The 23,633-nt window shown below is 74.8% G+C and carries 16 protein-coding genes and 1 tRNA gene; 7 read left to right on the plus strand and 10 right to left on the minus strand.

Annotation, left to right across the window (positions count from 1 at the left end):
- Positions 1 to 28 precede the first annotated feature (28 nt).
- The 3 genes from AB0N76_RS11350 to AB0N76_RS11360 form a co-directional block, all read right to left on the minus strand.
- Positions 29 to 4,789, minus strand: coding sequence for a DUF6603 domain-containing protein (locus AB0N76_RS11350; RefSeq protein WP_363555643.1), 4,761 nt, complete (start codon positions 4,787 to 4,789; stop codon positions 29 to 31).
- On the minus strand, positions 4,782 to 7,343 hold the full coding sequence (locus AB0N76_RS11355; protein WP_363555645.1) for a M64 family metallopeptidase: 2,562 nt from the start codon (positions 7,341 to 7,343) through the stop codon (positions 4,782 to 4,784). Before AB0N76_RS11355 ends, AB0N76_RS11350 begins: the two co-directional genes overlap by 8 nt.
- 204 nt (positions 7,344 to 7,547) lie before the next feature.
- Positions 7,548 to 7,946, minus strand: a complete 399-nt coding sequence (locus tag AB0N76_RS11360; RefSeq protein WP_363555647.1) for a DUF4440 domain-containing protein — start codon at positions 7,944 to 7,946, stop codon at positions 7,548 to 7,550.
- A gap of 207 nt (positions 7,947 to 8,153) precedes the next feature.
- Between AB0N76_RS11360 and AB0N76_RS11365 the strand changes: the two genes are divergently transcribed.
- The 4 genes from AB0N76_RS11365 (at position 8,154) to AB0N76_RS11380 (ending at position 12,369) form a co-directional block, all read left to right on the plus strand.
- On the plus strand, positions 8,154 to 8,321 hold the full coding sequence (locus tag AB0N76_RS11365; protein WP_363555649.1) for an SflA family class IV lanthipeptide: 168 nt from the start codon (positions 8,154 to 8,156) through the stop codon (positions 8,319 to 8,321).
- Between the two features lie 124 nt (positions 8,322 to 8,445).
- Positions 8,446 to 11,169 carry a class IV lanthionine synthetase LanL gene (lanL, locus tag AB0N76_RS11370; RefSeq protein WP_363555651.1) on the plus strand — a complete coding sequence of 908 codons (2,724 nt, stop codon included), beginning with the start codon at positions 8,446 to 8,448 and terminating at the stop codon, positions 11,167 to 11,169.
- A gap of 136 nt (positions 11,170 to 11,305) precedes the next feature.
- Positions 11,306 to 11,377: transfer RNA gene (locus tag AB0N76_RS11375), tRNA-Glu, on the plus strand.
- A gap of 80 nt (positions 11,378 to 11,457) precedes the next feature.
- A complete protein-coding gene (locus tag AB0N76_RS11380) occupies positions 11,458 to 12,369 on the plus strand; it encodes an ornithine cyclodeaminase family protein (protein ID WP_363555653.1) in 912 nt (303 codons plus the stop codon).
- 80 nt (positions 12,370 to 12,449) lie between these two features.
- Here the strand turns inward: AB0N76_RS11380 and AB0N76_RS11385 are convergent, their stop codons facing one another.
- The 4 genes from AB0N76_RS11385 to AB0N76_RS11400 form a co-directional block, all read right to left on the minus strand.
- Positions 12,450 to 13,229, minus strand: a complete 780-nt coding sequence (locus tag AB0N76_RS11385) for an MBL fold metallo-hydrolase (protein WP_363555655.1) — start codon at positions 13,227 to 13,229, stop codon at positions 12,450 to 12,452.
- A gap of 118 nt (positions 13,230 to 13,347) precedes the next feature.
- Complete coding sequence (locus AB0N76_RS11390) at positions 13,348 to 13,602, minus strand: hypothetical protein (protein ID WP_363555657.1); 255 nt, start codon at positions 13,600 to 13,602, stop codon at positions 13,348 to 13,350.
- Between the two features lie 168 nt (positions 13,603 to 13,770).
- Entirely contained in the window at positions 13,771 to 14,991 is a 1,221-nt protein-coding gene (locus AB0N76_RS11395) for a serine hydrolase domain-containing protein (RefSeq protein WP_363555659.1), read from the minus strand.
- 115 nt (positions 14,992 to 15,106) lie between these two features.
- Positions 15,107 to 15,769: a TetR/AcrR family transcriptional regulator gene (locus AB0N76_RS11400; RefSeq protein ID WP_363555661.1), complete on the minus strand. Its 663-nt coding sequence runs from the start codon at positions 15,767 to 15,769 to the stop codon at positions 15,107 to 15,109.
- 89 nt (positions 15,770 to 15,858) lie between these two features.
- Here AB0N76_RS11400 and AB0N76_RS11405 point away from each other — a divergent pair, with 89 nt between their 5' ends.
- Positions 15,859 to 16,287: an ester cyclase gene (locus tag AB0N76_RS11405; RefSeq protein ID WP_363555663.1), complete on the plus strand. Its 429-nt coding sequence runs from the start codon at positions 15,859 to 15,861 to the stop codon at positions 16,285 to 16,287.
- A gap of 72 nt (positions 16,288 to 16,359) precedes the next feature.
- Here the strand turns inward: AB0N76_RS11405 and AB0N76_RS11410 are convergent, their stop codons facing one another.
- Together AB0N76_RS11410 and AB0N76_RS11415 are read right to left on the minus strand one after the other, a co-directional pair.
- On the minus strand, positions 16,360 to 16,572 hold the full coding sequence (locus tag AB0N76_RS11410) for a hypothetical protein (protein WP_363555665.1): 213 nt from the start codon (positions 16,570 to 16,572) through the stop codon (positions 16,360 to 16,362).
- Positions 16,573 to 16,858: 286 nt separating this feature from the next.
- The gene (locus AB0N76_RS11415) at positions 16,859 to 17,983 is read right to left on the minus strand and encodes an MFS transporter (protein ID WP_363555667.1); all 1,125 of its coding nucleotides are present in this window, start codon (positions 17,981 to 17,983) and stop codon (positions 16,859 to 16,861) included.
- Between the two features lie 300 nt (positions 17,984 to 18,283).
- On the opposite strand from AB0N76_RS11415, the gene AB0N76_RS11420 reads away from it, so the two are divergent.
- Positions 18,284 to 19,210, plus strand: coding sequence for a LysR family transcriptional regulator (locus tag AB0N76_RS11420; protein WP_363555669.1), 927 nt, complete (start codon positions 18,284 to 18,286; stop codon positions 19,208 to 19,210).
- 25 nt (positions 19,211 to 19,235) lie between these two features.
- Here AB0N76_RS11420 and AB0N76_RS11425 read toward each other — a convergent pair whose 3' ends face one another.
- Positions 19,236 to 19,622, minus strand: a complete 387-nt coding sequence (locus AB0N76_RS11425; RefSeq protein WP_363555671.1) for a hypothetical protein — start codon at positions 19,620 to 19,622, stop codon at positions 19,236 to 19,238.
- 243 nt (positions 19,623 to 19,865) lie between these two features.
- Here AB0N76_RS11425 and AB0N76_RS11430 point away from each other — a divergent pair, with 243 nt between their 5' ends.
- Positions 19,866 to 23,366, plus strand: a complete 3,501-nt coding sequence (locus AB0N76_RS11430) for a tetratricopeptide repeat protein (RefSeq protein WP_363555673.1) — start codon at positions 19,866 to 19,868, stop codon at positions 23,364 to 23,366.
- Positions 23,367 to 23,633 lie beyond the last annotated feature (267 nt).

Consider the following 23,633-nt stretch of genomic DNA (forward strand, 5'->3'; position numbering starts at 1 on the left):
CCTTCCGTACTCAGGGGACGTACAGCGGTCAGGGGAGGTACAGCTCGGCGCCGGCGGCGAGGTCGAGCGGGTCGGGGCCTGGGGCGGCCGGGCCGGCCGCGGCGATGCCACCCGCGACCAGGACGCGGCCGTCGGCGAGTTCGACGGCGGCGAAGCCGGACCGGCCGGTGGCCAGACCGCCGGTGCCGGTCCAGCCGCCGCGGGCCGGGTCGAGGACCGAGACGGTGCGGTGCCCGGACCGGTGGGCGGGCCCCGAGGTGCCGCCGATCACCAGGACCCGGCCGTCGCGCAGGGCGAGGCAGCGGTGCCGGGTGCGGCCGCCGGGCAGCGGGGCGGTGGCCGTCCAGCCGCCGGTCCGCGGGTCGTAGAGCTCGGCGGTGGCGAGGCCGGCGGGGTCGTACCGGCCCGGTCCGGCGACCGGGTCGCCGCCGGTCACCAGGACCCGGCCGTCCGCCAGCAGGACGGCCTGGTGGCCCTTGCGGGCGGTGAGCAGGCTGCCGGTCGGGGTCCAGGCCCCGGTGCCCGGGTCGTACAGCTCGCAGTGCGCCAGGGCGGCGGCCGGCCCGCCGGTGGTCAGGGCGCCGCCGACCACCAGGACCCGGCCGTCGCGCAGCAGCACGGCCTGGTGGCCGGTGCGGGCGTCGGTCATCGGCGGGTGATCGGAGTGCCAGGTGCGGGTGGCCGGGTCGAGGAGTTCGACCGAGGCGAGGGTCCGGCCGGTGGCGTCGGTGCCGCCGGCCACCAGGACCCGGCCGTCGTCCAGGGCGGTCGCGGAGTGCCCGTACCGGGCGGTGGCGAGGCCGTTGACGGTGGTGGTCCAGGCGTCGGTGGCGGGGTCGTAGAGCTCGGCGGTGACGAGCAGGCCGGGATCGGCCACCACTCCCCCGGCCACCGCGCCGGCGTCCGGAACATCCGGAACGTCCGGGGCTGCGGCACCGGCGTCGGAGCGGCCGCCCGCGACGAGGACCCGGCCGTCGCCGGTCCTGGTGGTGCTGTGCAGTCGGCGGGCGGTGGCGAGCGGCGGGCCGGCCGCCCAGCCGCCCGCGACCGGGTCGAACAGGGCGGTGGCGGCGAGCGCGTTCCCGCGCGCGTCCGCGCCGCCGGCCAGCAGGACCCGGCCGCCGGTCAGGCGGACCGCGTCGGCACCCCATGCCGGGGTCGACGGCGCGCCGGCGCCCGTCCAGCCGCCCGGGGCGACGCCCGCCCCCACCGCCTCCTCCGCGGGGATGACGTGCAGCGCGCCCGCCAGTCCGCCGTCCCGGGCGACCCACTCGGCGAGCGCGTCCTCCGCGGTCGTCCGGCTGCGGAAGGTCGCGGTGGAGAGGCCGCCGCCGGGCGGGTAGGCCCGCACGTTGTTGCGGACGTTGGCGACGACGTACCGCCGGTCGGCGAGCCGCACCGTCTCCTCGGCGGTGAACGGCCGCCTCAGCTGGGTCTCGCGCTGCGAGAGGGGCGAGCGGCTGGTGCTGCTGCCCTGGAGCAGCTGGGCGAAGACGGCGGGGCTGACCTCGTGGTACTTGCGCGGCGGGGCGGCGGAGCGGGCGGCCATCGGGACGACCCGGCGGGCGGCGGCGGGGTGGGCGGGCACCCCGCTGTCGATGACGTGCATCTCGTAGCGGGCGCTGCGGCGGACCACCCGCCGGGAGAGCAGGGTGCCGGCGGCGGCCGTGAGTTCCAGGCCGGCGTCCTGGTTCTCGTAGGCGGGGCGGGAGAGTTTGGCGGCGTCGTCCATGTCCTGGAACTGCGCCATGGCGAACTTCTCGCCGGTGACGGAGACCTGGACCAGGCCGCTGTCCGCGGCGGGCTCGACGGCGAACCGCCGGCCGTCCTCGGGCCGCTGCCCGCCGATCCGGTCCAGCCGCACGTCCAGCGGGATGGCGCGCTGGCGGACGAACAGGGTGCCGAGCGGGTGGAGCACCAGGTGCTCGGTGTCGGTGAGCCGGCGGAGGGTGACCAGGGGGTTGACGCCGCCGGTGGGCAGCCTGGTCTGCCAGCCCTCGGTCTTGCCGATCTCGCCGGCCAGCAGCGGGAGCACGGCGACCGGGGGCAGGGTGGTGTGGTGGCTCTCGCCCCAGGTGATGTCGAAGTCCGCGGAGATCTCGAAGAACAACAGGGAGATGGAGCCGCGGCCGTGGGCGCGCCAGGGCGCCGGGCCCTCCAGCTCGAACCGCAGGTCGATGCCGAACACGCCGACGCCGAAGGCCTTCAGCGAGACTCCGGCGGAGATGGAGATGACGAAGGCGAACGGAGAGAAGTGGAACAGCGCGTCGAAGGAGAGGTGACCCTCGATGCCGAAGCCGCCGAAGCCGAGCCGGAGCTCGGCCGCCGCGCCGAACTGGACGGTGTTGCTGGTGAGCGCGAAGTAGCCGGAGACCCGGATGAGTTGGCCGGGCCGGTTGAGGATGTCCACGGAGAGCCGCTTGGGCACCGGGAAGGGCAGCGGCGGCGGCTTGAAGGAGGGGTGGAAGCCGCCGACGGTGAGGACGAAGTCCGGGTCGTCGCCCCAGGCGACGAGCAGCCCCATCCCGCCGTCGATGGTCATCGTCAGGACGTGCGAGTCGAAGAGCTCGGCGAAGAACCAGAGCCGGGACTTGTCGACCTCCAGGGCGCCGACGAAGTTCACCTGGAGCGCCAGCAGCGGGAGCTCCTTGTTCGGCAGGACGCACTTCAGCACGCCGAGGATCGCGATGTTGCCGGGCGGGACCTCGATGATGACGCCGAGCGAGATGCTGACCAGGGTCGGCGTCCCCCAGCCGATCTTGGCCATCGGTCCGATCAGGAACCGGCCCTGCTCGGGCGGGAAGAAGCGGCGCAGGTCGGAGAGGATCCGGGGGGCGTTGGCGATGACGTCCTTGGGGAACATCACCGACTCGACGGCTCCGGTGCGCACGCCCTCGGCCAGGGCCCGCAGGTCCATGCCGCGGTTGAGCCCGATCACCCCGCCGACCGCGAGCAGGGTGAAGCCGTAGCCGAGTTGGATGCCGGTGCCGCCGAACTCGGTGGTGATCACGATGAGCAGCGAGAAGCCGTCGGAGCCGTCCGGCATCCGGGTGGTGATCAGTCCGATGGCCTTGAGTTCGACCAGGCCGGCGAACTCCAGGTCGAGGGCGCCCGCGTACTCGCCGTGCTCGGGGTCGAAGTAGAGGTAGCCGCCGCCCTTGACCGGCCCGGCGTCGACGGCGAGGCCCACGCCCTTGGGCGGTTTGAAGCCGAGTGAGACGTCGAGCGGGCCGAGGTTGCCGTCGCCCCTGGGCCGCAGGGCGAGGTCGGCGGTCAGGCCGATCTGTTCGACGACGGCGGTGAGCGGCCCGAGCTGGACCCGGAAGGAGGCACCGAGGCCGATGGGCAGCTTGTCGGCGGTGGGTGAGGCGGAGACGGTCAGGCCCTGGATCTCCAGCGGGCCGAGCTCCAGGTGGGCGGGGAGGTGGAGTTCGAGGTTGGAGGTGCCGCGGAAGTAGAAGCCCTGCCGGTAGGAGAGGCCGACGGCGAGGTCGACGCCGACGGTGAAGCCGTCCTTGGGCAGGACGGCGGCGACGAAGCCGTCGGCGCCGGCCGGCGAGAGGACGAACTCCAGGCCCTCCAGGTCGAACTCGGCGAAGAAGTCGACCGCGTCGCCGACCAGGCGGACCCCGCCGACGCCGGCGATCCGCCGGTACTGCAGGCGGGTGCCGCCGGCCTCGCCGAACAGGACGGTCGGCTGCCCGGCCGGACCGGAGCGCTCGACCCGGACGTCGATCCCGCCCTTGGCGTGGGTCGGGGTGCCGGGGGTGTCGAAGCCGAGGACCATCTCGATGCCCCGGCCGGGCCGTACCAGCAGCGCGACCCCGCCCTGGAGGTCCAGGTCGCTGCGGATGGTGACGGCGATGTCGGGTCCGAGCTCGAAGCGGAAGCCCTGGCGGCCGGCGAAGGCGGGCAACAGCGCGAGGCCGGGCGGGGCTTCGCCGACGGCGGGCAGTGGCAGCAGCCGGAGTTCGGCGGCCAGCCGGCTGGTGGGCTGGACACGTTCGAAGAGGACGGCGGCCAGCGCCTTGGCTGGCGGGGCGAGCGGGTCCGGCGGGGTGCCCCGGACGGCGAGCGCGGTGGTGTCGGGCAGGGTCTCGACCTCGACGTCGGCGCCGATCGCCCGCAGCAGGTTGTCGAGCTGGGAGAGCAGCGCGGGGTGGTCGAAGCCCGGCTCGCCCCAGTGGTAGGCGTTCCGGAGCACCTTCCCCGGGTCGGCCAGCGCCTGCGGCAGCTCGCCGAGGTCGAGGGAGAGGTGCATGTACGGCGGGCGTCCGCCGGTCGCCGGGGCGTAGCGGGCCTTGACGATGCCGAGGGCGCGCAGGGCGAAGCCGAGTTCCGGGTGGTAGCGCTGGAGGTAGCCGATGACCAGGTGGTCCAGGAGCTGGCCGGGGAAGAGCGCGGGGAAGTTGTCGGCGCGCAGGGCAGCGGGGATCGCGGAGGCCGGTGCGTCGGCGATCGCGTGGATGGCCTTGATGAGGCTCTGCAGGGCGCCGACCGCGCGCTTGCCGGCGTCCGCCGAGAACGAGCCGCTCGCGCCGGCGCCGCCGTCACCGGCGCTGCCGCCCAGGTTGAGGCCACCGTCGCCGAGCAGTGACCGCAGGGCGTCGTAGAGGGCCTCGACGCCGTTGCGGAGGTCGACGAAGGGCGGCGGGATGTCGTCGGCGAGCCAGCCGAGCCGGCGCAGCAGGGCGCTGAACGCGGCGGGGGTCGCCAGCGCCTCGCGCAGCGGCAGCAGAGCCTGCCCGACCTCGGCCAGGATCCGCTCGAAGGTGCCCGGCTCACTCATGCTTCTTCGCCTCCTTCTTGGACTCGGGGTAGCGGTCCTTGTCGAGGAGGGCGTGGGAGCCGGGGTCGACCCGGTTGACGATCAGCCAGGCGCAGACGTGGCAGAAGTCCACGGAGCTCTTGCGCATCTTGCAGCGGCCGGTCGGGCGGTAGTAGGCCTCGGCGTAGTGGTTGCCGCCCTCGTAGACGCCGATCAGCCGGGCGGCGTGGCATGGCGGGCTGAAGTCCGGGATGGCGACGGGGTTGTCGTCCTTGTCGTTCTTCTTGGTGGTGTCCCGGTCCTGGTTCATCGGGAGGTGGCTCGTCTGGAGGAAGGTGAGCACCTTCGGCTCGACGACCTGGAGCACCCGGTGCTGCTTGTCCTTCAGCGGGACGAAGGCGAGCGAGCCCTTGACGAAGGTCGGGAAGGGCTGGGAGCCCGCGCGCGAGACGATGATCGCGCCCTCCCCGGGGAGGACCGCGCCGACGATCAGGCCTTCGAGGTAGTCCTGGGGCTTGGAGGGCAGCGGCAACTGCTGGCCATAGGGGGGCAGGAGGCCGAAGGCGCGCAGCCGTACCTCGGAGAACTCCTTCCTGGCCAGCTCCCACTCGGCCAGATTGCGCGGGCCGACGACCAGTTTGACGCCGCGGACCGGGCTGGTGACGTTCACCGAGTCCTGGAGCAGGGCCGAGGCGGTGCGGATGCGGGGCAGCTTGAACCACTTCACCGCGTCCGGGTTGATGTGGTCGTCCGGCTCGCCGGCGACGTGGAGGAAGCCGCGCGCCGCCAGGTTGTCCTCGGACATCTCGGTGGTCTGCGCGGCGCCGCCGCCGTCGCCGCCGAAGTACTCGTACTCGTCGCCCAGGTTGAAGCTGTGGCCGAACTCGTGCGCCACGGTCTGGACCACGTCGTCGTGGTCCACCTCGATCCGGTCGGGTGTGGCACGGCGCAGGTGGCGCCGGTCCGCGGCGCTGGCGTAGACGTAGCCGAGGCTGGTCTGGACACCCACCGACTGCGCGGTGACCGTCCGGACGTTCAGGTTGGTCCCGCCGGCGAGGTCGTCGTAGGCGATCAGGGCGATCAGGCCGCGGCTGGGCCGGAACACGCCGTCGACCGGCTGCCACTGCTCGCCGACCTCGATCGTCGAGCCGCCGAGCCGCAGCCACTTGACGAAGCGCAGCAGGGTGTTGGCGGGGTTGACGTAGCTGGCGCTGAGGTACAGCTCCGGCGGGTGCCGGCGCGGGTCGAGCGTGACGTTGCGGGTGGGCTCGTTCTGGTAGAACTCGTACAGCCGGGCGACGAACGTCCGGACCTTCTCGTCGTTCACCGGGTCGGTGGCGGAGGGCTTCTCCGCGGGCGGGCCGCTGCCGGAGCTCCGGTCGGCGAGGCGGGCGCCCAGGTGGAGGCCGAAGAAGGTGTCGCGGGCGTGCGGGATCCCCACCGACTGCTGCTTCTTCCAGCGCTCGACGAGCGCCGGGCCGACCATGCTCTTCTTGAAGTCCTTGAGGTCCTGGCCGGCCCAGGTGTCCGGCAGGTTGGCCCGGTGCTCCCCGCGCATCGGCAGTCCGACCCGCTGGACCAGCTCCTCCACGGTGTAGCCCCCGGCGCCGAGGTCCCCGTTGAACGGGACGGGGAAGCCGGCTCCGAGGACCTCGCCGTTCACCTCCTCCTCGTAACCGTCCTCGATCTTGAACCCGCAGGTGAGGGCCCGCTGTTGGGAGGGGGCGAAGGCCTTGAAGACGTTGAAGCTGCCGCGCAGGATGCCGTAGGGCTCGTGCGCAGGCTTCTCGAACATCTCGTGGACGGCGCGGGTGACGATCTCGTCGAACACCGCCTCGTCCTGGGCGCGGAAGCCCTCCCCGAGGAACAGCACGTTGTGCTTGTCGTCGAGACCGGCGAGCCCGCCGCCCTGCTGCTGGACCACCGGGTACTTGGCGGTGTAGTCGATCACCCGGACCTTGAGGTCCTGCGGCGGGCCCAGGCCCGGCAGGGTACCGGTGAGCGTCCACGGGGTGTCGGCCGGCGCGGTCGGACTCACCACGAGCCCCTGGACTCGGCCCTGCGGGCTGACCGCGATCCGGGCCGAGTCGGCTGCCGCCGGGGCGAGTTGGACGTACCCGTGGCCGGTGATGTCGCCGATCAGGTCGGTGCCGACGTCGGCGTCGTCGCTGAACTTCGCGTAGATCGACGGCTGGGTGTGCGCGAGGGTGCGGTCGAGCGGGGTGGTGATCGAGTCGTTGCCGAACCACCAGCCGACGATCGAGCGGTGCACCTGGAGCCTGCCGACGATGTGATTCGTCTTGGTGTGGGCCTGGAAGAGGAAGACGCCGGGCGTGGTGGCGGTGATCACCCCGGTCGACCTGTCGAACACGGGGATGCCGGTGAAGCGGAAGCCCTTCGTGTTGTGCGGGGCGAAGAAGTCGATGTCCCAGTCGGTGAGCGGAATCGGCGTGAGCACGAACTGGACCGCACCGGCAGCCGGTGCGTCACGGGTGAGCAGCACCGGCTTGAGCGGTGGCGTGCCGCTCAGGGAGAGGTGCAGGTCGCAGTGGGGGTACAAGAGCAGATCGATCACCAGGAACCTCCCGTCCGCACAGCACGGGGGCCCGGTCACAGCTCCCGAACTGATGCTCCGTGAGCGTACTGGCCATTACCGGCAATTCGCCAGTGAATTATTGCCTTTCCCTCGCCCGGTCAAATTTGACGAGGAAATGATTTATTGCCGTCGGTTCCTGTCGGAATTCGATCGGATTCCGACCGGAACCGGCCGCATGCTCCGTCAGAGCCGATCGGACCAGGAGAACGCCGCGATCCGCCAGCCCTCCGGCGTCCGGACGAACTGGATGGTCTTGGTCCCGCCGCCCTCGTACGGTTCGCCGTTCAGCACCCCGGACTTGCGGTACTCGCCGAACCGGGAGGCGACGCCCCCCGCGATCTCGGTCCGCTCCGAGGTCTCCCACTCGGAGAAGTCCACCAGCCGCCCGTCGCTCAGCAGGCGCTCGCGCGGCTCGATGAACTCCTCCACCGAGTAGACCGTGAGCTCGGGGCCGGTGCTGACGATCACTCCCTGCGGGAGCATCAGCCGGCGGAGCCGCGCCACGTCGGCGCCGTTGCCGTCCCGGTTGTCGAACGCGCCGAAGAACTCCGCTGTCAGCTGGTCGATTTCACTCTTGGACATGATCCGACCGTAGCACCGCGAGCCTCGGCGCCGGGCACGATCGGCGCGATGTGACACCTCACCCCCCGCCGAACCTTCCGCCCTCCGAAACCTTCACCTGGCGTCATGAATGTGACGACCTTGCACCTCTTTTGTGAATGTTCCTTGATGGCTAGCATGGGCATGCCGTCGGCACACCGCCTTCAACCCGCATGGGAGGAACCAGCCATGAGCGCACAGGTCCTGGACATCCGCGACGCCGGACTGCTCGACATCGACGACGAGATCATCGCCTTCGAGGACGAGCTCGACGCCGACCTCGCCCCCGTGGCGTGTATCGACGACGTCTGGGTCACCTACGTTCCGACGCAGTACGAGTGCGCGTTCAACTCCTGACCCGCACCGACCGGTAGCCCGACGCTGCCGGTTGCGACAGGACGTGGCCGCCGGGCGGAAGCTCCGCCCGGCGGCCGCACCGAACCCGGCCCCGGCCCGGGCGACCCCAGGGAGTGGTGGAGCAGTGACGAGGACGACACCGCCGACCCCGGGGCCCGGCCCCGGCTCGGCCGAAGACCTGCGGGCCCGGATCGCGGCCCACCTGGCCGGCCCGGCGGGCGCGCACCGCCGGGTGCACGAGGGCGACGACTGGCTCTACCTGCACGACCCCGGGATGCCGCACCTCCCGCACGGCTGGAAGCTGCACGTCTCCACCCGCCCCGACCGGCTCCCCGAGCTGCTCGACCTGGTGGTCCCCGTCCTGCTCCGCCACACCTGCGACGCCAAGTTCGCCGCCGGCGTCCCCGCGCTGCGGGCGCTCAACTCCGGGCTCCGCGGCCCCGCGGGCGTCGGCAAGGCCGTCACGGTCTATCCGGCGCCCGACGCGATCGGGCCACTGGCCGCCGAACTGGCCGAGCTGCTGGCCGGCCACCCCGGACCGCGGGTGGTCAGCGACCGCCGGCTGCGGGCGGACGCCCCGGTCTACTACCGCTACGGCCCGTTCCGGATCGGCACCGCCGACCGCGACCTCGTCATGACCGGCCCCGCCGGGGAGTCCTTCCCGGGGCTCGCCGAGGGCGCCTACCGCCAACCGCCCTGGGCGGTGGACCCGTTCGCCGCCCGCGCCCCCCGCCGGACCGCGACCACCCGGATCGGCGACGGCCGCTACCGGATCACCGCCGGAATCACCCGCTCGCCGGTCGGACACGTCTACCGCGCGGTCGAACTCGCCACCGGGCGCGAGCTGGTGGTCAAACAGGCCCGGGCCTTCGTCGCCGAAGACCCGTCCGGTATCGACGCGCGCGGCCGGCTCCGGCACGAGCGGCGGGTACTGGCCGCGCTGGCGGGCGTGCCCGGCGTACCGCACCTGGTCGACTACTTCCGGCACGGCGAGGACGAGTACCTGGTGAGCACCGCCCGCGGGCCGCGCGACCTGCGCCGCACGGTCCTCGCCGACGGCCCCTACGACACCTCCGCCGCCCCCGGAAGCCGCGGCGGGAACGCCAGCGTCGGGAACGGCAACAACGGGAACGGCAACAGCGGGACCGGGACCGGCCGCGACTGGTGGGCACTGGCCCGCGGCCTGCTGGCGGTCCTGGACACCGTGCACGCCCGCGGCGTGGTCGTCTGCGACCTCAAACCGGCCAACGTCGTGATCGACACCTCCGGCGACTGCTCGCTCGTCGACTTCGGCGTCAGCGCCCTCGCCGGCGAGCGGCCCGAGGGCGCCACCCGGGGCTACGGCCTGCCCGGCACGACGGACGCCCACCCCGCCGACGACTACTACTCCCTGGGCGCCACCCTGCACTACGCCGCGACCGGCCTCGACCCCGTGGTGATCGACCCGGACCCGGTGACCAACCGCGCGCGCACCCTCGCCGGCCTGGCCGGCGTGCTCACCGGACACCGGGCGTCGACGGCCGCGGCAGTGGCGCTGGTGGCGGGCCTGTTGAGCCTCGACGCCGGGGAACGGACCGCCACGGCCGCGGACCTGCGGCGCGGCACCGCCGTCCGGCCCGCCGCCGCCACCCTCCGCCCGCCCGAGGCCACCGGGGACCGGCTGGCCGGGCTCGTCGACCACACCCTCACCCGTTGCGTCCGGATGGCCCATGACCTGGTCAACGCCGCCACCGGGCGCGGGAAGCCGCGCGCCCTCCTCTCCTACTACGACGGCGCCGCCGGCCTCGGCCTCGAACTGCTCCAGCACCCCGACCGCCCGGACGCCCGCGCGGCCGCCACCGCGCTGGCGCGCTGGACGGCCACCCACCCCGCACTCGACCGGCTCGGCCCCGGGCTGTACGACGGCCGGGCCGGCGTCGACCTGTTCCTCGCCCAGGCGGCCCACCTGCTCGGCACCGAACCACCGGCCACCCGCTTCCCCTTGTCGGGCGACTTGTCGGGCGACACCCCGCAGACCGACACTCCGCCGACCGACCACCCGCACGGCGCCGGCCCATCCGCCGACGCCTCGCACGCCGACCAGATCTCCGGCGCCGCCGGCCTCGGCACCGCCCACCTGCTGCTCGCCCGCCTGGCCCGCGCCGACGGCCGCCCCGAGGAGGCGGAACGGCACCTCGCCGCAGCGGCAGCGTGCGCCCGACGACTGACCGACGGCCACCCCACCGACCCCCGGGAGACGCCCGGTCCGGGGACCGCGGCGCTCATCGAGGGCTTCGCCCACGGCCGGGCCGGCCTCGCCCACTTCCTCCTCGCCCTGCCCGACGGCCACGCGGGCGACGCGACCGCGGCCGCCACCCGGCGCCTCGTGGACGGACTCGCCGCCGAGCTCCCCCGACTCGCGGCCGCCGCCGCCCACCCCGGCGCTACCCGCCGTTACGGTTCCTGGTGCCGCGGCCTGGCCGGTCTCGGCACCACCCTCCTCCAGGCCGGCCGCCACTACGGCGAGGAGGTGTTCACCGCCCGCGCCGACGAGGCCGCGGCCGCCTGCCGCGCACTCGCGCCGAGGATGGGCATGACCGGTCAGTGCTGCGGCCTCGCCGGCGTCGGCGAACTCCTGGTCGACCTGGCCGTGGCAACCGGGGAGGAACGCCACTGGCACGCCGCGGAGGAGGTCGCCGGGTTGATCCTGAGCCGCGCGGGCGGCCCGCCCGGACGCCCGCTGCTGCCCGGCAACGACCCCGCCGCCGAGTCCGCCGCCTGGGCCGTCGGCACGCCCGGCGTGCTCGGCTTCCTGCGCCGCCTCCACCGCCGGGGCGGCCCGCGCCCGGCCCTGCTGTTCCCGAACTGACCCGCCGGGCCGGGCCACCCTCGCTCCGTCACGAGCCCGGCGTTCGGGGCGATTTCGCTTTTCGATCATCCGTTGGTACGTTTTACCCCGTCGACAGGGCGGGCTGCGGAAGCGGCCGGACGGCCGGGTCGGCCAGGCGTCGGTGGTGCAGTGGTAGCACGCCCGCTTTCAGCGGGAAGGGTTCGTTCGATTCGGGCCCGGCGCTCCATCCCTCGGGGGTGGTGACCGTGGAAACGGTCACCACCCCCGTTGTGCGTCCACCCCCGATGCCAGGAGGAGGAGCCCCTCATGACCCTGCTGCTCTCCCGCGCCGATGTCGAGGCGGCACTGGACGTGCCGACCGTCCTGGCCGCCCTCGACGCGGGGTTCCGCACCGCCGCCCGGCCCCCCGCCGCCCAGCGGGTGGGCACCCGACTGCCCGGCCCCGGAACGGCCGTGTGTCTGATCCCCGGCCTGCTCCCCGACGTCCCCGCGTACACGGTGAAGGTCAACGCGAAGTTCCCGGGTGCCTCGCCCGCGCTGCGCGGCATCGTCTGCCTGCACTCACTGGCCGACGGCGAACTGCTGGCCCTGCTCGACTCGGCCTCGGTCACCGCTTGGCGCACCGGACTCGCCGCCGCCCTGGCCACCCACGTCCTCGCACCGCCGAGCGCCGACAGCGTCGCCGTCATCGGCGCCGGCGCCCAGAGCCGGACCACCCTCCAGGCGCTGCGCAGCCTGCGGCCGATCGGCAAGGTGGTCGCGTACGACCTCGACCCGGCCCGGGCGGCCGCGCTCGGCGAGCCCGTGCCGAGCGCCCGGGCGGCCGTCGAGGCGGCGGACATCGTCATCACCGCGACCTGGTCGCGCGACCCGCTGCTCGACGCCGACGTCCTGCGGCCGGGGCTCCACCTCACCAGCCTGGGCTTCGACGAGCCCGGCAAGACCGAGCTCTCCCCCGCCCTGCTCCGTGTGAGCCGCCTCGTGGTGGACGACGCCGCCCTCGCCGCCACGTCCGGCGTCCTGCACGGTGCCGCGCTCCCCCCGTCCGCCGCGACCCCCCTCGCGGACGTCCTGCGCGGCATCGCCCCCGCCCACCAGGGCGACCGGCCCACGGTGTTCGCCCCGATCGGCCTCCCCTGGCAGGACCTCGCCCTCGCCTGGCCCGTCTATCTCGCCGCCCGCGCCGGGACCGCACCCGCCTCCTTCGACTTCCACTGACCACCGCGCCGGTGAGGCGAGAAGCCCCGGAGGTCCGCCGGTGAGGCGAGCGGCCCCGGAGGTCCGCCCGGGCGACGCCACTACCCGGCGTCGGCGGGCGGGAAGGTGAGCACCAGGTCCTCCGTCGCGGCGATCACCTCGCCCGGGAAGGTGCCGCGGGCCTCGGCCGTCGAGCGCGAGCGGTCGTCGCCGGGCCAGAAGTGGGTGAGCAGCAGGCGCGCGGCCCCGGCCCGGGCGGCCGAGGCGCCGGCCTCCGCGGCGCGCATCAGGTGCGGGTCGTCGCCCTCGGCGGAGGCGCCCTGGAGGGTGGCCCCGGCGATGAACAGGTCCGCCCCGGCGGCCAGTCGGGCCAGCGCGGGGTCCGGTCCGGCGTCGCCGCTGTAGGCGAGGGTCAGGCCCGGCGCGGTCAGCCGCACGCCCGCGTGCGGCACGTGGTGCGGCAGCGGCTCGGTGTCGAGCCGGAGCGGGCCGACCCGGTGGCTCGACGGAGTCGGCGGCAGCGGGTGTATCCCGAAGACCTCCGCCAGGTCCTCGGTCGGCTCCATCGCCTGGACCCGCCCGATCACGCCGGGCGGGCAGTACAGCGGAATCCGGGGCGGCGGCACCTGGGCGCCCCGGTCCGCCGCGAAGTAGCGTGCCCGGCACAGGGCGCTGAGGTCGGCGCAGTGGTCCGGGTGCTCATGGGTGATCACCACCGCATCCACCCGGCCGCCCGGGCAGTGCTCCAGCAACCGCGGGAAGGTCGCGTAGCCCAGGTCCAGCACCAGCCGGAACCCGTCGTACTCCAGCAGGAAGCCGCTGGCGCTCCGGCCCGCCTCGGGCCAGGCCCCGCATGTCCCCAGTACCGTCAGTCCGCGCACCGGGCGATGCTCTCACGGCCGGTGCGACGGGCCGCGCCCGCCCACGACACCGGCGGGCCCGGCCGGCCCGGCCCCTGATCGGTCAGGGGCCGGACCACCGGGGCTACCGGGTGTGCGGTCAGCGCACGCAGGTGACGACGACCCGCCAGTACCCGGGCACGACCAGGTCGACCTCCGAGTTGCACTGGTCGGCGGTGTACCCCGCGGCGTAGGCGGCGGACAGCGCGCGGTTGACGGCGGCGCTCGGGTTGGGGCCACCGCCCCGGAAGTACTGGACCGTGGCGGCCGACGCGCTGGTGGCGGCGCCGGCGGCACCGAGGAGGGCGGCCGCGGTGAGGGTGACGGCGGCTATGCGACGGGGAAGCGAACTCATGACTGTTCTCCACTCTTCCTGATGGATGGCGCGGGAGCGGGCACACGCGTGTGCGAGGTCAGCGGAACCACCGGTCGTGGCAACCGATGTGACCGGCCGACAGGTGCACAACAGGCCCGGCCGGAATCATGCCACTCACCGAACCATCACTCAACCCTCACGTAACCCTCACTCAACTCTCAGCGGATGCTCCGGGGCGAGCCGGGCGACGATGCGGGCGGCCACGTCCTGCGCGGTGTTGCGGTCGGGGCTGGCGCAGCCCTTGGTGGTGGCGACGGCGACGGCCAGGCGCGCGTCCGGCTGGTAGGCCTCGACGGCGGCGTAACCGTAGAAGGACGGGTTCGACAGGATCCAGCCGTCGTGGACGATGACGCCGAGGCCGAAGTGCTGGGCCTCGGTCTGCGGGAGGCAGACGTCCTTCGGGCAGCCGTGTACCGGTCCGGGCAGGCCGACGGTACCGGGGTCCAACTGGGTACGGAAGGACTCCGGGGAGAGCAGCCGCCCGGTGCCGACGGCCTCGATGGAGGCGGCCAGGTCGCAGATGTCGGCGGTCAGGACGGCGCCGGGCGCCGTGGTCCACGAGGGGTTCCAGAAGGTCGACTCCTCGTACGTGCCGCGCGAGGAGGTGAAGGCGTGCAGGACGGGGGTGGGGATGTCCGGGGTGAAGCCGTTGGCGGTCTCCCGCAGGGCGAGCGGGTCGAAGATCCGCTGGTGCAGCAGGTGGTCCAGGCGGGTGCCGGTGATCTTCTCCAGGGCGGCGCCGAGCAGGACGAAGTTGGCGTGCGAATAGCTCCAGTTGCTGCCGGGGCGGTACCAGAGGTCGTAGCCGGTGGAGATCGCGACGAGTTCCTCCGGGGTCCAGTGCCGGAACGGGTCGGCGTAGATCGCGCGCAGGAATCCCGGGTCGGTCACGTAGTCGGCGAGTCCGGAGGTGCTGTCGCCGAGCATCCGCAGGGTGATCTCGTCGGCGCGGGGCAGGTCGGGCAGCCACTGGGCGACGGGATCGTCCAGGCTGATCCGGCCCTCCTCGGCGAGTTGGAGCAGGATGATGCCGAAGAACGGGAAGGCCACCGAACCGGCCCGGAAGTGCATGTCCGGTTCGGCGGGGACGTCGGTCATCGACTCGCCGATGGCGCCGGTGACGAGTTCGCGGCCGTCCACGGTGATCCGCAGGACGACGGAGTTCAGGTCGAGTTCCGCCTGGACCTGCCGGGCGATGTCGAGCACCTCGGCGGCCCGCGGGTCGGCGGCGGGGTCCGAGCGGACGCACGCGCGCGTGGACCGTGGGATGTCGGCGACGGCCGGCGGGCCGGGCGGGAGGGCGACGGCGGTCAGGGCGGCGACCGTCAGGACGGCGGCGGCCAGCGTTCCGGAGCGGGTGTAGGTCATGACGCACTATGCGCGGACGGCTCCGGCCCGCCGTGGCAGCACACGGCGAAACACTCCGCGGCGTCCTCCTTCGGGCCCAGCCGGGGCCGGCCTCGCCGCCGGATGCGGCAGCCCCTCAGGCGGGCGGAGCGGACAGACCTGACAACAGGGCGTCCAGCGCGAGGTCGAAGCGCGCCTGGTGGTCGGCGGGGGTGCCCAGACCACCGGCGACGGCGGCGGCCAGGGTCGGGAAGGCGTCGAGATCGAGGGGTTCGGCGTCCGGGTCCTGGTCCCCGTGGCCCGGGGTGCCGGCGGCCTCGGCGAGGCAGTGTCCGACCACCAGCGTGGCCACGGCGTTGACGATCCGCAGGGCCGCGACCGGAGGAATCCCGGCCCGCCCGAGCTCGGCGGCGACGTCCTCGACGGCGCGCAGCGCCTCGGGCGACCGGGCCGGCCGGGTCGCCACCAGGGTGATCACGCCCGGGTGGGCCAGTAGTTCGGCGCGGAACGCGACCGCGAAGCGGCGCAGCAGCGCGCGCCACGGGGGCCCGTCGGCCGCCTCCGCGGGGCCGGCCTCCGCGCCGACGGGGCGGACGGCCGCCACGACCAGTTCCACCAGACCGTCCAGCAGGGCCGCCTTGTTCGGCAGGTAGTGGTAGAGCGTCATCGCCTCGACGCCGAGTTCGGCGCCCAGCCGGCGCATCGACAGCTTCTCGATCCCGTCGCGGTCCGCCACGGCCAGCGCGACCGTCAGCACCTTCGCCCGGGTGAGACCCACCCGCTTGCCCGTCGTGCTCATCCGCGTCTCCGCTCCCCTTGACACCCTTACGCCGTAAGAGCCAGAGTATCCCGCAACGACAGTCTTACAACGTAAGGGGGGCGTCGGGGATGACCACCGACCTCAACAAGCAGCTCGTCACCGGTTTCTTCGCCGCCGTCAACGAGGGCCGCCTCGACGACCTCACCGACTACCTCGCCGCCGGCATCGTCGACCACAACAAGATCATTCACGGCGAACCGGACGAGCCCGGCGCCGCGTTCGCCGCCATCGGCGCCCAGCTCGCCGCGTTCAGCCCGTACCACGCCGAGATCGAGGAGCTGATCGCCGAGGGCGATCGGGTCGTCGCCCGGATCACCCAGACCGGCGTCCACTCCGGCCCGCACCCCCGCATGCCCGAACCGACCGGGCGCGCGTTCGAGGTCGAGGCGATCTTCGTCCTCACCATCTCCGCCGGCCGGATCAGCGAACTGCGCGCCGTCTCCGACCGGCTCGGCCTCTTCCTCCAGCTCGGCTGGGACTGGCCCACCGCCGACTGAGGTCGCACCCCCGGGGCCCGGACACGGCGGCGCCCCGGAGCCGGTTGGCTCCGGGGCGCCGGATGGAGCGGATCAGCCGTTGGAACGGTCGAACCACTGCAGCCAGTTGGCGCGCGGGCCGATCAGGCCGACCGCCGCGTTGCCGGCCTGGAGGCCCGACGAGGTGGAGGGCGAGGCCTCGTGGCCCCCACCGTGCGCCACCGCGGCGGTCGGCGCGATCACGGCCGCCGCGGCGGCGACGGTGGCGATCACGGCGAACTTGCGGAGCTTTCCACGAACCGACATCTCAGGTTCTCCTTGATGGATGGTCAGAAGCTGGCTATGGCCGACCCGGTGAGGATCGGGCGGACACACGTTTGCACACGAACGTGGAAAGTCGGGCGTTTTCGCAACCCGAACGGGGCGAACGGGTGACAGGTTCCGCCCTGGGGGTGAACCCGGGTGGCCCGTCCGGCCCCGGCCGCCCCGACCTGGCCGACAGCGGGCCAGCACGGGCCGGGGCGTCAGCGCTCAGGCCTCGCGGTACGCCGCGAGCGTCCGGGCGAGCGCCTCCTCGACGGGGGTGGCGGCGCTACCGCCGTCCCGGTCCAGGGCCGGGGCCGAAGGCGGCAAGCAGCGGGGCGAAGGCCACCACGGCGCCGCCCAGCCACAGCACGGCGGCCGGGCCGAACCGGTCCACCACCCCGCCGCCGGTCAGCGCGCCCAGCGCGATGGCCGCGTTGAACACGGCCACGAACAGCGAGGACGCGCTCTCCGTCGCGCCGGGGGCGGCCCGGGTCAGCCAGGTCTGGGCGGTCACCGAGACGCCGCCGTAGGCCAGGCCCCAGAGCAGGAGCAGGACCGCCGCGGACGGCACCCCGGTGGCGAGGAGGGGCACCGCCAGGACGGTGGCCGCGAGGGCCGCCCCGATCACCACCGTCGTGGCGCGCACGCCCCGGCCGACGGCGGCGCCGGCCGCGAAGTTGCCCGCGATCCCCCCGGCGCCGTAGACCAGCAGCAGCACGCCGACCTGCCCGGCCGAGGCGCCCGAGGCCGTCTCCAGGACCGGGCGCACATAGGTGTACGCGGCGAAGTGGCCGGTCACCAGCACCGCGACCACCACCAGTCCGGTCCGCACCCCGGGTACGGCCGCCAGCTTCAGCACCCCGCCCAGGCCGAGCGCGCGTTCGGCGGGCAGGGCGGGCAGCAGCAGCGCGAGCGCGGCGGCGACCAGCAGCGCCAGGCCGCCGAGGGCCGCGAACGCCGCCCGCCAGCCCACCGATTGGCCGAGGAAGGCGCCGGCGGGTACGCCGAGCACCGAGGCGAGCGCGACGCCGCTGAAGACGGTCGCGGTCGCCGGTCCCGCCGCGGCGGGCGGGACCAGCCGCGCCGCCACTCCGGCCGCGAGCGACCAGACGCCGCCCATGGCCAGTCCGACCAGCACCCGGGCCGCCAGCAGCACCCCGAACAGCGGGGCCCGGGCGGCCAGCAGATTGGCGGCCGCCAGCAGCACCAGCAGCCCGCACAGCACCCGGCGGCGGTCCCACCGGCCGAGCGCGGCGGTGAGCGGCGGCGCCGAGACGGCGGCCACCAGGCCGGTCACCGTGAGGGTCAGCCCGGCCGCGCCCTCGCTGACGTGCAGCGCCCCGCCGATCGGGGTGAGCAGCGCGACCGGCAGCATCTCGGAGGTGACGACGGCGAAGGTCGCGGCGGCCACGGCCAGGACGGCCGGCCACCCGCCGCCCCGACGAACGAGCGCGGCGGACGCGGCGGGTGGAGGAACGGACGGCGAGGGTGCTCGGGAGGTCGGCGGAAGCGGTCGTACGCGGTGCTCTGACATGCCCTCCAGCCAACGCGTCCGCGCAGGTGGGAACAAGGACGGATGATTCACGCTTCGATGAGGAGGGCTCATCGATCGACCGGTCGACCGGCCCGCACCGCACCCCGCCGCACCGCACCGCACCGCACCGGCGAATCGTTCCGCCCCGGCCCCGGCCGGATCGAGAGGAGTCCCATCATGACCGGCCTGGACCTGCGCGAGCTGGAGTGCTTCCTCGCCGTCAGCGAGGAGCTCCACTTCGGCCGGGCGGGCGAACGGCTGCTCGTCTCGCAGAGCCGGGTCAGCCAGCTGGTCCGGTCGCTGGAGCGGCGGCTCGGCACCCGGCTGCTCGACCGCACCAGCCGCCGGGTCCGGCTGACCCCCGCCGGGGCGGAGTTCCTGGCCGAACTCGGCCCCGCCTACGCCGCGTTGCGCGGTGCGGTCGACCACGCCCGGGCCGCCGCCGGCGGTCTGCGCGGGCGGCTTCGGGTCGGCTTCCAGGGCAGCGCCGGGGCCGGTTTCCTGGCCGCCGTCGACGCGTTCCGGCAGCAGCGGCCGGACTGCGCCGTCGAGATCACCGAGCTGCCGCTGGCCGACCCGTTCGGCGCGGTGCGCCGGGGTGAGGTGGACACCGCCGCCGTGCTCCTGCCGGTCGCCGAGGAGGGCCTCTGTCTGGGGCCGGTGTTCTCCCGGCAGCCGCAGTACCTCGCGGTGGCCCGGCGTCACCCCTGGTCCGGGGCCGGTTCGGTGGACGCGGAGCAGCTCGCCGGCACTCCCCTGGTCGCCCTCGCGCCGCCCGCGCCCGGCTACTGGCGGCAGAGCCAGGCGCCGAACCGGACGCCCGGTGGTCGGCCGATACCGGCCGGGCCGGAGGTCCGCACCCTCCAGGAGGGGCTGTCACTGGTGGCCGGCGGGCAGGCCGCGATGCTGCTCTGCCGGCCCACGGCCGAGGACCACCGGCGGGCGGACGTCGTCCACCTGCCGGTGGCCGGCCTGCCCGACTCGGCGCTGGGGCTGGTCTGGCGCACCGGACACGACACGGCTCCGGTCCGCGCCTTCGCCGACGCCCTGGCCGCGACCACCACTACGACCACCGCCACTGTGCACACCGCGGCCCCCGCCTGACCGCACGGGCCCGGCCGCACGGCCGCTATGACGTGCACTCCTCCCGGCCGACCGCCCGGCACACCGAGATCCCCGCGGCCGCCTGGACCGGCACCGGAAGGCCGCTCTGCCCGAACTGCCGCTCCGCCGCCTGTGCGTGGGCCCGTGCCTCCAGCGGGTAGCACTCGGCGTTGTCGAGCACCACGAGGGCCGCCGCCCGGGCCCTGAGCATCCGCCGCGCGTCGTCCGCCTCCAGCTCCCACCAGCCCGCCATGAGAGAGGCGGCCACCCGCCGCGCCTCCTCGCAGGACGCCGTCAGCGCTCCCGACGGCCGCTCCGCCGATTCCCCGGTCCACACCCCGACCCCGTACCCGGCACCCGCCGCCAGGACGGCGCCCGCCAGTGCGAGACCGATCCCCCGTGTTCGTCTCATGGCCGCACCCTACTGCCGTCCGCCCACCCGGGACCCCGGCATTTCCGCGTCCCCCGGGGGCGTCAACGCCCGCTTCCCCGGCGGTGGGTGGCCGAAACCACGACAACTCCGGGGCCGATTCACTACGGTCGTCCTCACGACACTGGCCCCGGCGGCACCGGACAGGTGATCGGCGACCCGCCGGGTGGGGCGGCAGGGGGTGGCATGGCACAGGCACGGAGGCGTCTGTCACGTGCGGAGGCGGTGCGGCAGCGCGCCGGTGCGCAGTTCATCGGCCGCAGGGCGCAGGTGGCGCTCTTCGTGGACAACCTCGCCCGGGACCCGGATCCGGACACCGGCGCGGACGCGGCGGACTTCCTGTTCCACGTGCGCGGGGTGGGCGGGGTCGGCAAGTCGACGCTGCTCGCCCAATGGCGCGAGGCCGCGCGGCGGGCGGGGGCGCTGACCGCCCTGGTCGACGAGACCGAGGTGCACGGGGTCGCCACCGCGCTCACCTCGCTGGCCCGGCAGCTGGCCGAACAGGCGGGCCCGCTGCGGGAGTTCGACAAGGCGATGGAGCAGTACCGGCGGGCGCTGCAGGCCGCGGCGGACCGCGAGCCGGAGCAGCCGCCCGGCGGGGACGGGGCCTCGCTGCCGGCCCGGCTGGCGACCCAGGCGGCGCTCGGCGCGGCCTCGGTGCTGCCGGGGGCCGGTCTGGTCACCGCCATGACGAACCCGGACGCCGTCGCGCAGGGCGCCGAGCGCCTGATCGCGGGGGTGCGCCAGCGGCGACGGGGCGGCGACGTCGAGGAGTCGGCGCTCAGCCGGGCCTTCGTCGCCGAGCTCGGCCGGCTCTGCGACCGCGACCGGGACCGCGGACACGGGCACGGGCCCGGGCACGGGCACGGACCTGGGCCCGGGCCCGGGCGGCGGCCGTGGGTGGTGCTGTTCCTGGACACCTGGGAGCTGACCGGCCGCCACCTGGACGGCTGGCTGCGGGAGATCCTCGACGACGCCTTCGGCCCGCTGCCGCTGGAGGTGGTCTTCGTCCTGGCCGGCCGCGACGAGCTGGCCGAACGCGAGTGGGCGCCGTGGCGGCCGGTGCTGGTCGACGTGCCGCTGGAGGTGTTCACCGAGCAGGAGGCCCGTGACCTGCTGGCCGGCCGGGGCGTGACCGACCCCGCCGTGGTCGACGCGGTGCTGCGGATGTCGATGCGCCTGCCGCTGCTGGTGGCCCTGCTCGCGCACGCCGACCCGGGCGCGGTCGAGGCGGTCGCGGACGTCGGCGCGGACATGGTCGACCAGGCGGTGGTGCGGTTCCTGCAGTGGATCCCCGAGCCCGAGCGCCGGGAGACCGTGCTGGCGGCGGCGCTCCCGCTGCAGCTGAACCAGGACCTGTTCGCCTGTGCCGTCCCGGAGGCCGAACCGGCCGCCTGGGACTGGCTGTCCGCCCAGCCCTTCGTGACCGGGCGCGGCGACTTCCTGCAGTACCACGCCGTGGTCCGGACCAGCATGCTGCGCCGGCGCCGGATCCACACGCCCCGGGAGTGGACGGCCGCGCACGGCCGGCTCGCCGCCAACCACGCCGCCGCGCGGGCGGCCGTCGAGCGGTACCTGCCCGCGGCCCGGCGCGGCGGGGACCCGCGGTGGCGCCGGCACCTGCTGAACGAGACCTACCACCTGCTCTGCGCGGACCCGCTGGCCCACCTGGCGCCGGCCCTGGAGCACACCGCCCGGACCGCCGGGGACGCGCCCGACGCGCTGGTCGCGTGGGCGGAGATGCTCAACCAGGCCGCGCAGGACAGCGACGACGCCGAGCTGACCCGCTGGGCCCGCCGCGTGCACGCGGCCGCCGGCGGCGAGCAGCCCGCGCTGGAGACGCTCGGTGTGCTGGCCGGCCCCGGTCTGCCCGCCCGGGTCCGGGCCTGGGCGCTCACCCACCGCGGCTACCAGCACTTCGTCGAGGACCGCGACGACGAGGCGCTCGCCGACCTCGACCAGGCCGTGGCGATCGCCGCCGACCTGCCGCAGGCGCTCGCCTACCGGGGCCGGGTGCTGAACTGGCACGGCCGGCACGAGCAGGCCCTGGCCGACTTCACCGCCGCCCTCGCGCTCGACCCGGAGTACGCCTGGGCGCTCTCCCGGCGCGGCGAGGCCCGCCAGCTCGCGGGGCTGGCCGAGGAGGCGATGGCCGACTTCACCGCCGCCCTCGCACTGGATCCGGAGGACGCGTGGGCGCTCGGTTCGCGCGGCCAGGCGCACCGGCTGGCCGGCCGGCTGGAGGAGGCCGTCGCCGACCTGACCGCCGCGATCCTGCTCGACCCCGACTACGCGTGGGCGCTCACCCAGCGCGGCGAGGCGCACCGGATGGCGGGCCGGCTGGCGGAGGCGGTCGCGGACTTCACCGCCGCGCTGGCGCTGGACCCGGCGGACGCCTGGGCGCTGAGTTCCCGGGGCCAGGCCTACCGGCAGGCGGGCCGGCTGGACGAGGCGGTCGCCGACCTGACCGCGTCGCTCGCGCTCGGTCCGGAGAACGCCTGGGCGCTCGCCGAACGCGGCGAGGCGCACCGGATGGCGGGTCGCCCGGACGAGGCGGTGGCCGACTTCACGGCCGCCGTGGCGCTCAATCCCGAGCACGCCTGGGCGCTGGGCTCGCGGGCGCAGGCGCACCGGCAGGCGGGCCGGCTGGACGAGGCGGTCGCGGACTTCACCGCCGCGCTGGCGCTCAATCCCGAGTACGCGTGGGCGGTCGGCGAGCGCGGCGAGGCGCACCGGCAGGCTGGGCGGCTGGACGAGGCGGTCGAGGACCTCACGGCGGCGCTGGACCTCGACCCCGAGTACGCGTGGGCGCTGGCCGAGCGGGGCGAGGCGCACCGGCAGGCGGGCCGCCCGGCGGAGGCGATCGCCGACCTGAGCGCCGCGCTCGCGCTCGACCCCTCGGACGTGTGGGCGCTGCGGGCGCGCGGTCAGGCGTACCGGCAGCTGGGCCGGCTGGACGACGCGATCGCCGACCTCACGGCCGTCCTGGTGATCGACCCCGAGTACGCCTGGGCGCTGGCGCTGCGGGGCGAGGCGCACCGGCTGGCCGGTGATCTGGAGGAGGCGATCGCCGACCTGAGCGCCGCGCTGGTGCTGGAGCCGGACGACGCCTGGGCGCTCGGCTCCCGCGGGCAGGCCCGGCGGCAGGCGGGTCAGGTGGCGGAGGCGATCGCCGACCTGACCGCGGCCGTCGCCCGGAACCCGGAGTACGCCTGGGCGCTCGCCGAACGCGGCCAGGCGTACCGGCAGGCCGGGCGCCCGGCGGAGGCGGTCGCCGATCTGGTCGCGGTGCTCGACGGCGATCCGGCGGACGTCGCGGTGCGCTGCGCGCTCGCCGCGGCGTACCGGCACGACGGCCGGTTCGAGGCGGCCCGGGCGCTGCTGGACGAGGTGCCGGAGGCGGCCGCGGCGAGCTCGACGGTGCTGGTGGAGGTGGCGGTGCTGCGCCTGCTGACGGAGGGTCGGTCGGCGTCGGCCGCGGTCTGGGACGCGTTCCTGGAGTCCCCGTACGAGGATCCGGGGGACCAGTTCGAGCCGGGGGTGCGCAAGTTCCTGCACGGTCTGGTCGCCGCGGACGCCGCCCCGGACGCCCTGGTGGCGGCGTTCCTCGCGGTGCCGGGTGCCCGCTCGGCGCGCGCGGACGTCTGTCTGTACCTCGGCGAACTCGCCCGCGCCGAGGCCCCGGTGGGCCCGCGTGCGGAGGCGGCGCTGCGGCTGCTCGGGTAGCGGTCGGACGGCGCGTCCCGGGCCGGGTGGGTGCCCCTTCGGGCACTGATCGTCCGTGATCCGATGATCTGAAATGATCATGTGGATACATTTACGGACCATCACCACACTTCTGGACAGGACTCCCATGCCGAACCCCCGACCCGCCGTCAGTCGGCGCACCCTGGTCACCGCGATAGGCGCCACGGCCGCCGCGCTCGCGACCGCCCCGGCCGCGCAGGCCGCCACCGCCGGTTCCTCCGCCCCGGCCGCGCCGACCACGCCGGC

The sequence above is a fragment of the Kitasatospora sp. NPDC093806 genome (assembly GCF_040683335.1).
Taxonomy (GTDB): Bacteria; Actinomycetota; Actinomycetes; order Streptomycetales; family Streptomycetaceae; genus Kitasatospora.

Coding starts and splice junctions, on each gene's coding strand:
- AB0N76_RS11400 (WP_363555661.1), bottom strand. CDS start 15,769: ATGAGCACGACGGGCAAGCGGGTGGGTCTCACCCGGGCGAAGGTGCTG.
- AB0N76_RS11365 (WP_363555649.1), top strand. CDS start 8,154: ATGAGCGCACAGGTCCTGGACATCCGCGACGCCGGACTGCTCGACATC.
- AB0N76_RS11395 (WP_363555659.1), bottom strand. CDS start 14,991: ATGACCTACACCCGCTCCGGAACGCTGGCCGCCGCCGTCCTGACGGTC.
- AB0N76_RS11380 (WP_363555653.1), top strand. CDS start 11,458: ATGACCCTGCTGCTCTCCCGCGCCGATGTCGAGGCGGCACTGGACGTG.
- AB0N76_RS11405 (WP_363555663.1), top strand. CDS start 15,859: ATGACCACCGACCTCAACAAGCAGCTCGTCACCGGTTTCTTCGCCGCC.
- AB0N76_RS11420 (WP_363555669.1), top strand. CDS start 18,284: ATGACCGGCCTGGACCTGCGCGAGCTGGAGTGCTTCCTCGCCGTCAGC.
- AB0N76_RS11350 (WP_363555643.1), bottom strand. CDS start 4,789: ATGAGTGAGCCGGGCACCTTCGAGCGGATCCTGGCCGAGGTCGGGCAG.
- AB0N76_RS11410 (WP_363555665.1), bottom strand. CDS start 16,572: ATGTCGGTTCGTGGAAAGCTCCGCAAGTTCGCCGTGATCGCCACCGTC.
- AB0N76_RS11425 (WP_363555671.1), bottom strand. CDS start 19,622: ATGAGACGAACACGGGGGATCGGTCTCGCACTGGCGGGCGCCGTCCTG.
- AB0N76_RS11360 (WP_363555647.1), bottom strand. CDS start 7,946: ATGTCCAAGAGTGAAATCGACCAGCTGACAGCGGAGTTCTTCGGCGCG.
- AB0N76_RS11390 (WP_363555657.1), bottom strand. CDS start 13,602: ATGAGTTCGCTTCCCCGTCGCATAGCCGCCGTCACCCTCACCGCGGCC.